This window comes from Pseudoclavibacter sp. RFBG4 (genome assembly GCF_002931515.1).
GTDB lineage: Bacteria > Actinomycetota > Actinomycetes > Actinomycetales > Microbacteriaceae > Pseudoclavibacter.
Map to the genome: position 1 here is coordinate 1 of NZ_PSYC01000021.1, position 7,525 is coordinate 7,525.

Sequence of the window (7,525 nt, forward strand, 5' to 3'; positions counted from 1 at the left end):
GTCGACGCCGGTGGAGGCGTTCTCGGTGAAGTCGCCCTTCATGATGTGGGGGAACCCGGTCGCGAGCTCCACGACCTCGAGGCCCCGCTGGATCTCGCCAGCGGCGTCGGAGACGACCTTCCCGTGCTCGGAGGTGATGATGCGCGCGAGCTCCAGCTTCCGCTCGTTCAACAGCTCACGGAACTTGAAGATGATGTTCTGGCGCTTCGCGATCGAGGTGTTCGACCAGCCGGGGAACGCGGCCTTCGCGGCGGCGATCGCGGCGTTGATCTCCGCGTCGTCGGCGAGAGCGACGTTGCTCGTCGCGGTGCCGAGGGCGGGGTTGAAGACCGGCGAGGTGCGCGTGGGCGTCGAGGTCGAGGGGGCGCCGTTGATCCAGTGCTGGATCGTGGGCAGAGCAGTGTCAGTCATTGATCTTCCTTCGCTGTGGTGCGCCGGCCGGGAGCGGCGCTTGTGGATGCGGCAGCTGCCGCGACGAGAGGGTGTTGGGGGTCCGAGCTCAGCTCGGGGTGTGCACGAGGCTCGCGGCCGTGTCGACGGCGGCAGCGACGTCGCCATCGGCGGGGTAGAGGAGCGTGCGGCCGACGACGAGCCCGCGAACACCGGGGAGGGCGAGGGCGTCGGCCCACTTGGCGTACACCGCCTCCTGGTCGCCGTTCGGCTCTCCGCCGAGCAGCAGGGTCGGGAGTGTCGTCGCCGCCATGACGCGTTCCATCTCGGGGACGACGGGCAGCTTCATCCAGGTCGAGCCCGAGCTGTTGCCGAGGCCGGAGGTGATGGCGATCGAGTTGATGACGGCGTCGGGGGAGAGGTCGTTGACGATCCGGCCGTCCTTCCACTCGCTCATGAACGGCTCGAGCATGATCGGGAGGGATGCCGCCGCTGCATCGTCGACGGCGCGGGCGTTGGCCTCGAGCGTCGAGACGGTGCCCGCATCCGCGAGATTCACGCGGACGAGCGTCTTCGCGAAGTCGATGCCGTCGCGAACCATCGAGTCGACGTCGTAGCCCGTGAATCGGTCGTCCATCTCGAAGCTCGCGCCGCGGAGCCCGCCACGGTTCATGGAGCCGACGATGAGCTTGTCGTCGAGCACGCCGAGCAGGGCGAGGTCGTCGATGATGTCGGGTGTGCCGAGCACGCCGTCCACGCCGGGGCGGGACAGGGCGAGCGCGAGCCGGTCGAGCAGGTCGTAGCGGTCGGCCATCGCCATGGCGTCGTCGCGGACGCCGAGGGCGCCACGTGCCGGGTGGTCGGCGGCGACGAAGAACAGCCGGCGATCCTCGGGGAGCAGCGACGAGCGCCGGACGCGGTTGGCGAGGGCCGCCCGCAGCGCGGAGGGGCCGTCGGCTCGAGCGTCACGGAGCCGCTCGAAGGCCGCGTCGTCGAGGATCCGGTAGTGCTCAGGCAAGGGAGTTCTCCTTCAGGATCTCGTCGACCTCCGCCGTCGAGGGCATCGCGGTCGAGCATTCGAGTCGCGACGCCACGATGGCTCCCGCGACGTTCGCGAAGCGCAGGATGTGCTCGAGGTCCCACCCGGCGATGAGTCCCTTGCAGAAGGCCCCGCCGAAGCTGTCGCCGGCTCCGAGGCCGTTGACGACGTCGACGAAGTGCGTCGGCACCTCGATGGAACCCTCTCGGGTCTTCGCCAGCACGCCGCGGGGGCCCTGCTTGACGACCGCGATGTCGACGCCTCGCTCGAGGAGCGCGTCAGCTGCGCGCTGCGGCTCGGTCTCGCCGACCGCGACCTCGCACTCCTCCTTGTTGCCGATGGCGATGGTCGACTGCGCGAGGATGGGCTCGATGGCGGCCGTCGCGGTCGCCGCGTCCGGCCAGAACATGGCGCGGTAGTCGAGGTCGAGGATGGTGTGGTCGCGGCGGGCGCGAGCTGCGAACGCCGCGTGGTGGGCCGCGCGGCTCGGCTCCTCGGAGAGGCCGGTCACGGTCGCCCAGAAGATCTTGGCGTCACGGATCGCGTCCAGGTCGAGCGTCTCGGTCTCGATGTTGAGGTCCGGAGCCTTCGGCTGGCGGTAGAAGTAGAGGGGGAAGTCGTCCGGGGGGAAGATCTCGCAGAACGTGACCGGGGTCGCAAGCGAGTCGTCGCGGGTGACGAAGTCGCTCTTGACGCCGAGGCGCTCGAGCTCGCGGACGATGTACCGACCGAAGGGGTCGTCTCCCGTGCGGGTGATGACCGCCGAGCTCAGGCCGTGCTTGGCTCCGGCGACGGCGACGTTGGTCGCGCTGCCGCCGAGGAACTTCCCGAAGGTCGAGACGTCCTCGAGCCCGACTCCGGTCTGGAGGGGGTAGATGTCGACGCCGACACGACCGAGCGTGATGAGGTCGAGGGGCGACGTAGCTGTTGTAGTGGTCATACGGCTCTGTACAACTTTCAGTCCGATGGTGAACGAGGACGAGAGTCAGCATACACCTAATGTCCTGACAAAGTAACAAAGTCTGACGGAGAGACTTCGAGACCGTCCGAGGTGCCGCGTCAGGCCTTGAGCTCGGCGATGAGGGAGTCGACGACGGGCACGAGCGCGCCGTCGTGCTCCTCGGTGACGCGGCGCTGGCGGTCGCTCGACGACCCGCTCTCGATGATGTCCGCGATCGCTGCGAGCTCCTCCGCGCAGCCCAGATCCTCGGCGACTCGCAGGTAGTCGCCCTGGATGCGCTCGGTCAGCACCTCGGTCACGGGACGCTCGTTGCCCTCCGCATCCTCGATGATGATGGCGTCGAGCCCGTAGCGCGCGGCACGCCACTTGTTCTCGCGGACGAACCACGAGGGAAGCCGATCCGTGTCGCGCCCCGCGTCGAGCTGGCGAGAGGCGTGCTCCACGATCACGTGGTTGAGCGCGACCATGGCCCCGAGCTCGCGGAGGTTGGTCGCCCCATCCGAGATGCGGATCTCCACCGTGCCCCACTGTGCTGACGGTCGCACGTCCCAGCGCAGCTCCTGCACCTCGTCGACGATGCCCGTGTGCAGCACGTCGTGCGCGACGCGCTCGTAGTCCTCCCACGTCTCCATCTCCGGCGGGAGGCCGCCGGTCGGGAGCTGCTGGAAGATCATCGTGCGGTGGGAGCTGAACGTCGTGTCCTCGCCCTGCCAGTACGGGCTCGACGCCGAGAGCGCGAGCATGAGCGGGTAGTTCGCCAATGCGGCCCGCATGATCGCCGGGACCTTCCGGCAGTCCTCGACCCCGACGTGCGTGTGCACGCCCCAGATCGCCAGCTGGCCTCCCCAGCGGCCGGATCGCTCCGCGACCATGCGGTAGCGCTCGCCGGGCGAGCGCTGCTGCTCGCGCCACTTGGAGAACGGATGCGTGCCAGAGCCGATCACGCCGGCACCCGCGGCATCCGCGGCGGCCAGCAGCTCGTCCCTGAGTCCCCGGAGCTCGCCAACCGCCGACCCCGCCGAGCGGTGCACGCCCGTCACGAGTTCGACGGTGTTCGTGAGGAACTCCTTCGTGAACCGCTCATCGTCGAGACGAGAGATCAGTTCATGGCCGATGCCGGTCAGCTCGCGCGACTCAGCGTCGACGATACCGAGCTCCCATTCGACACCGAGTGTCGAACGCTCTGATGAGGCGAAACGCATGGTTGAAGCGTAGACGCACGAGGGCATGCGGCGTGTCTGCATTGCGGCCCGATCCGCATCCGCCGCAAGATAGGGGGAGGAGTCGGGCGACGGCACGCGCCGCCCGAGATCGGAGGCCCCATGCGCTACTCGGATGCCCTCGCAGAGCTCGCCACGACCGGGGCCCAGGACTTCGTGCCCTACGTCATCGGCGCCGTTCTCCTCGTCCTCGTGGGTGGGATCATCCTCTTCTTCGTGCAGCGCAGACAGCGCCGAGCGGAGCGCGCGAATGAGGCTTCGATCGACCCGCAGGGTCGTTCGGGGTCCGGCGACGATTCTGCGGTTGGCTAACTGGCCGAGAATCTGCCAAACTAGGCAGTTGAGCCTCGTGGGCTCGACCCTCTAATCCGGCCCACGGTTCACCATTGAGCTCTGCCGAGTGTGCCCCACGCCCTCCGGCTGTCGTTCGCCGATACACACACCATCAGGAGACACGTGGCTGTCAAAATTCGTCTGAAGCGCCTTGGAAAGATCCGGGCACCCTACTACCGCATCGTCGTCGCCGACTCGCGCACCAAGCGCGACGGTCGCGTCATCGAGGAGATCGGCAAGTACCACCCCACCGAGAACCCCTCGTTCATCGAGGTCGACTCGGAGCGTGCACAGTACTGGCTGAGCGTCGGCGCACAGGCCTCCGAGGCCGTCGTCGTCCTGCTCAAGCTCACGGGCGACTGGGGCAAGTTCACGGGCGAGGGCTCGACCGAGAACCAGGTCAAGGCACCCGAGGCCAAGGCCCCGTTCGTGGCAGACGCCGGCAAGAAGCCGGTCCTCCGCCCGAAGGCTGAGCCCAAGGCAGCTCCGGCCGCCGAGGTCACCGAAGAAGCAGCGACCGAAGAGGTCGAGGCCTAGTCATGCTCGCTTCCGCGCTGGAACATCTCGTCAAGGGAATCGTCGATCACCCCGACGATGTCCGCGTGGACCGCAGCACGGCTGCACGCGGCGAGGTCCTCGAAGTGCGTGTGCACTCCGAGGACCTCGGCCGCGTCATCGGTCGCTCCGGCCGCACCGCCAAGGCGCTGCGCACCGTCGTGACCGCCCTTGCCGATGGCCGCCGAGTCCGCGTCGACGTAGTTGACGACTGAGGTGGCAGGCAAGAAGAAGGGCATCACCGAGCTCCGAGTGGGTCGGCTCACCAAGGCCCACGGCCTCAAGGGTGCCGTCAAGCTCGAGCTCTTCACCGACGAGCCAGCCCGGCGCTTCGTGCCAGGCGCCAGCTTCAGCCTGCAGGTGCCCGCCGAGAGCGAGTGGCACGGCAAGAGCCTGGAGCTCCAGGAGCTCCGCTGGTACAACGGCCACCCGGTCGGCTTCTTCGTCGGGGTCTCCGACCGCACAGCGGCCGAGAGCCTCGCCAAGGCGATCCTCTGGGTCGACTCCAACGACGCTGAAGAGCTCGAAGACGACGCCTGGTACGACCACCAGCTCGTCGGACTCGACGTCCAGCGCGAGGGCGTCTCCGTCGGCCAGGTCGTCCGCGTCGAGCACTTCCCTGCACAGGACCTGCTCGTCGTGAAGACCGCAGACGCGGAAGTGCTCGTCCCGCTCGTCAAGGCCATCGTCGCCGAGGTCGACCTCGAGGCCGGCATCGTCAGCGTCACGCCCCCAGGTGGCCTCTTCGAGGAGATCGAGGAGTCGCCCGCCGAGGCACCGGCCGAGCCTGCCGCCGCCAAGGTCGAGCCCATCGCTGCCGAGAACAAGACCAAGACCGAGGCCGAGTAACCGAGCCTCCACCATCCTCACGTCTGCGCGCCCGCGATCAACCGCGGGCGCGCATCCGCTTAAGCTGGAGCCCATGCGCGTCGACATCGTCACCATCTTTCCCGAGTTCTTCCAGGTGCTCGATGTCTCCCTGCTCGGCAGGGCCAGGCAGGACGGCATCATCGACGTTCGGGTGCACGACCTGCGCGACGCGACGACCGACCGGCACCGCACGGTCGACGACACTCCCTACGGCGGCGGCGCCGGCATGGTCATGAAGCCAGAGCCGTGGGGGCAGACGATCGACAGGATCCTCGACGAGGCCGCCGACGCCGAGACGGCTCCTGACGCCGACGCGGCAGCAAATGCCGACGCGGCAGCCCAGGAGGCCGGCGATGGCGACACCAGACCCCTCGTCGTCTTCCCATCACCCGCCGGAACGGTCTTCACGCAGGCAACCGCTCGGCGCTACGCGCTCGAGAAGCACATCGTGTTCGGCTGCGGCCGGTACGAGGGCATCGACCAGCGCGTCTTCGACGACACCGCGCAGCGCGCCAGGGTCGAGCTCGTGAGCCTCGGCGACTACGTGCTCAACGGGGGAGAGGTGGCTGTCACGGCAATGATCGAAGCCTTCGGTCGCCTGGTTCCCGGCGTCGTCGGCAACCCGGAGTCGCTCGTCGAGGAGTCGCACGAGGACGGCCTGCTCGAGTACCCGAGCTACACGAAGCCCGCCGTGTGGCGTGGCCGCGAGGTACCAGACGTGCTCCTGAGCGGGCACCACGCGAAGATCGCCAACTGGCGCCACGAGCAGCAGATCGAACGCACGCGACGCGTCCGCCCCGAGCTGCTGCCGCCGGAGGCCCGCTAGCCGCTCGGCGCGCTAGCTGCGCGCCGTCAGGATGATCGGATCGCCGTCGGTGATCACGACGGTGTGCTCGCTGTGCGCGCCTCGCGAGCCGTCTGCACTGCGCAGCGTCCAGCCGTCCGCGTCCTGGACCAGCTTGTCTGTCGTCTCGAGGAACCACGGCTCGATGGCCAGCACGAGGCCCGGCTTGAGCGGCATGCCCCGGTTGGCGCGCCCGCGGTTCGGGACGCTCGGCTCCTGGTGCATGGTGCGGCCGACTCCGTGGCCGCCGAACTCGACGTTGACGGGGTAGCCGGCATTCTTCGCGACCTGGCCGATGGCGTGGGAGATGTCGCCGAGCTTGTTGCCGGGGCGCGCGGCCTCGATGGCCGCATCCAGTGCCACTTCCGTCGTCGCCACGAGGCGCAGGTCCGCCTCGCGGGGCGTGCCGACCGCGACGGTGATGGCCGAGTCGCTGACCCAGCCGTCGACGGCGACCGCGAAGTCGAGCGTCAGCAGGTCGCCGTCCTTGAGGGAGTAGTCGTGGGGAAGGCCGTGCAGGACGGCATCGTTGACCGACGTGCAGATGACCTTGCCGAAGGGCGAGTTGCCGAAGGAGGGGTGGTAGTCGATGTAGCAGCTCTTCGCGCCGCGCTTGGTGATCAGCTCGTGCGCTCGAGCATCGAGCTCGAGGAGGTTCGTGCCGACTGCAGCGCTCTGCGAGAGCTCGCTGAGCACCTCGGCGACGAAGCGCCCCGCGGGTCGCATCTCTTCGATTTCCTTCTGGGTGCGCAGCTCGATCATCCGACAATCGTACCGGCGCTCGTGCCGTGAGCGAACGATCTGCCTCCGCTCGGGAACCTCCCGTAGCGTTGGCACATGGGCATCGGCCGACTCGTCTACCGCGCACTCCTCCCCGCGGCGCTCTTCCTCGCCGCCTGGCAGTTCGTGGGGTGGCTCATCCTCGGCGCCCCGGTCGGGCGATTGTTCGTCTTCGGATTCGCGGGTCTCGCCGCCGTCGCCGGGCTCCTCATCCTCTCCGCGAACTTCTGGCTCAGGCCGGATGTCCGCGAGTCCAAGGCGCTGCAGCTGCGCGATGTCCCCCTCATCGTCGTGCCCTGGCTGCTCTGGGCGGTCGGAGCCGTGGTTCCCGACGCTCCTGGGCTGTGGGTGCTCGCCGCCGCGTTCCTGTCCATGGTCGTCGCGGGCTCAATAGCGCGCAGACGGCTGACGGCTGTCGTCCAGGAGCGGCTGGCGGCCGCGCAGACCGCGGGTCCGCAGGCGAATCCGTTTGGCCTGTTCGGCGGCATGCCTGGCATGCCGACCCCTGGGATGCCCGGGGCGCCGGGGCGGGG

General features: G+C 68.7%; 10 protein-coding genes and 1 pseudogene. 6 read left to right on the forward strand and 5 right to left on the reverse strand.

The annotated features are described in order from the left end of the window. From C5E10_RS06310 to C5E10_RS06325, 4 genes are all read right to left on the reverse strand, one after another. On the reverse strand, positions 1–411 hold a 411-nt coding region (locus C5E10_RS06310; protein ID WP_146080177.1), incomplete at its 3' end, for an aldehyde dehydrogenase family protein. A gap of 88 nt (positions 412–499) precedes the next feature. After that, positions 500–1,408 carry a deoxyribose-phosphate aldolase gene (locus C5E10_RS06315; RefSeq protein WP_104240669.1) on the reverse strand — a complete coding sequence of 303 codons (909 nt, stop codon included), beginning with the start codon at positions 1,406–1,408 and terminating at the stop codon, positions 500–502. Further along, positions 1,401–2,369 carry a 5-dehydro-2-deoxygluconokinase gene (gene iolC / locus C5E10_RS06320; RefSeq protein WP_104330922.1) on the reverse strand — a complete coding sequence of 323 codons (969 nt, stop codon included), beginning with the start codon at positions 2,367–2,369 and terminating at the stop codon, positions 1,401–1,403. The genes C5E10_RS06315 and iolC overlap by 8 nt, the downstream gene beginning before the upstream one ends. Before the next feature lie 119 nt (positions 2,370–2,488). After that, positions 2,489–3,592 carry a glutamate--cysteine ligase gene (locus tag C5E10_RS06325; protein WP_219820330.1) on the reverse strand — a complete coding sequence of 368 codons (1,104 nt, stop codon included), beginning with the start codon at positions 3,590–3,592 and terminating at the stop codon, positions 2,489–2,491. A 120-nt stretch (positions 3,593–3,712) separates the two neighbouring features. Here C5E10_RS06325 and C5E10_RS06330 point away from each other — a divergent pair, with 120 nt between their 5' ends. The 5 genes from C5E10_RS06330 to trmD all read left to right on the forward strand — a co-directional run bounded on the left by C5E10_RS06330 (position 3,713) and on the right by trmD (position 6,194). Continuing rightward, the gene (locus C5E10_RS06330) at positions 3,713–3,922 is read left to right on the forward strand and encodes an LPXTG cell wall anchor domain-containing protein (RefSeq protein WP_104330923.1); all 210 of its coding nucleotides are present in this window, start codon (positions 3,713–3,715) and stop codon (positions 3,920–3,922) included. A 144-nt stretch (positions 3,923–4,066) separates the two neighbouring features. After that, positions 4,067–4,480, forward strand: a complete 414-nt coding sequence (gene rpsP / locus C5E10_RS06335; protein ID WP_104240673.1) for a 30S ribosomal protein S16 — start codon at positions 4,067–4,069, stop codon at positions 4,478–4,480. A gap of 2 nt (positions 4,481–4,482) precedes the next feature. Then, positions 4,483–4,713, forward strand: a complete 231-nt coding sequence (locus tag C5E10_RS06340; protein WP_068484100.1) for an RNA-binding protein — start codon at positions 4,483–4,485, stop codon at positions 4,711–4,713. Position 4,714: 1 nt separating this feature from the next. Further along, complete coding sequence (rimM, locus tag C5E10_RS06345; RefSeq protein WP_258071017.1) at positions 4,715–5,347, forward strand: ribosome maturation factor RimM; 633 nt, start codon at positions 4,715–4,717, stop codon at positions 5,345–5,347. Between the two features lie 73 nt (positions 5,348–5,420). Further along, positions 5,421–6,194: a tRNA (guanosine(37)-N1)-methyltransferase TrmD gene (gene trmD / locus C5E10_RS06350; protein ID WP_104330924.1), complete on the forward strand. Its 774-nt coding sequence runs from the start codon at positions 5,421–5,423 to the stop codon at positions 6,192–6,194. A 12-nt stretch (positions 6,195–6,206) separates the two neighbouring features. Here the strand turns inward: trmD and map are convergent, their stop codons facing one another. Beyond that, a complete protein-coding gene (gene map / locus C5E10_RS06355) occupies positions 6,207–6,974 on the reverse strand; it encodes a type I methionyl aminopeptidase (RefSeq protein WP_104330925.1) in 768 nt (255 codons plus the stop codon). 75 nt (positions 6,975–7,049) lie between these two features. Between map and C5E10_RS06360 the strand changes: the two are divergent. After that, a pseudogene (locus C5E10_RS06360) lies at positions 7,050–7,525 on the forward strand (hypothetical protein); the annotation flags it as partial.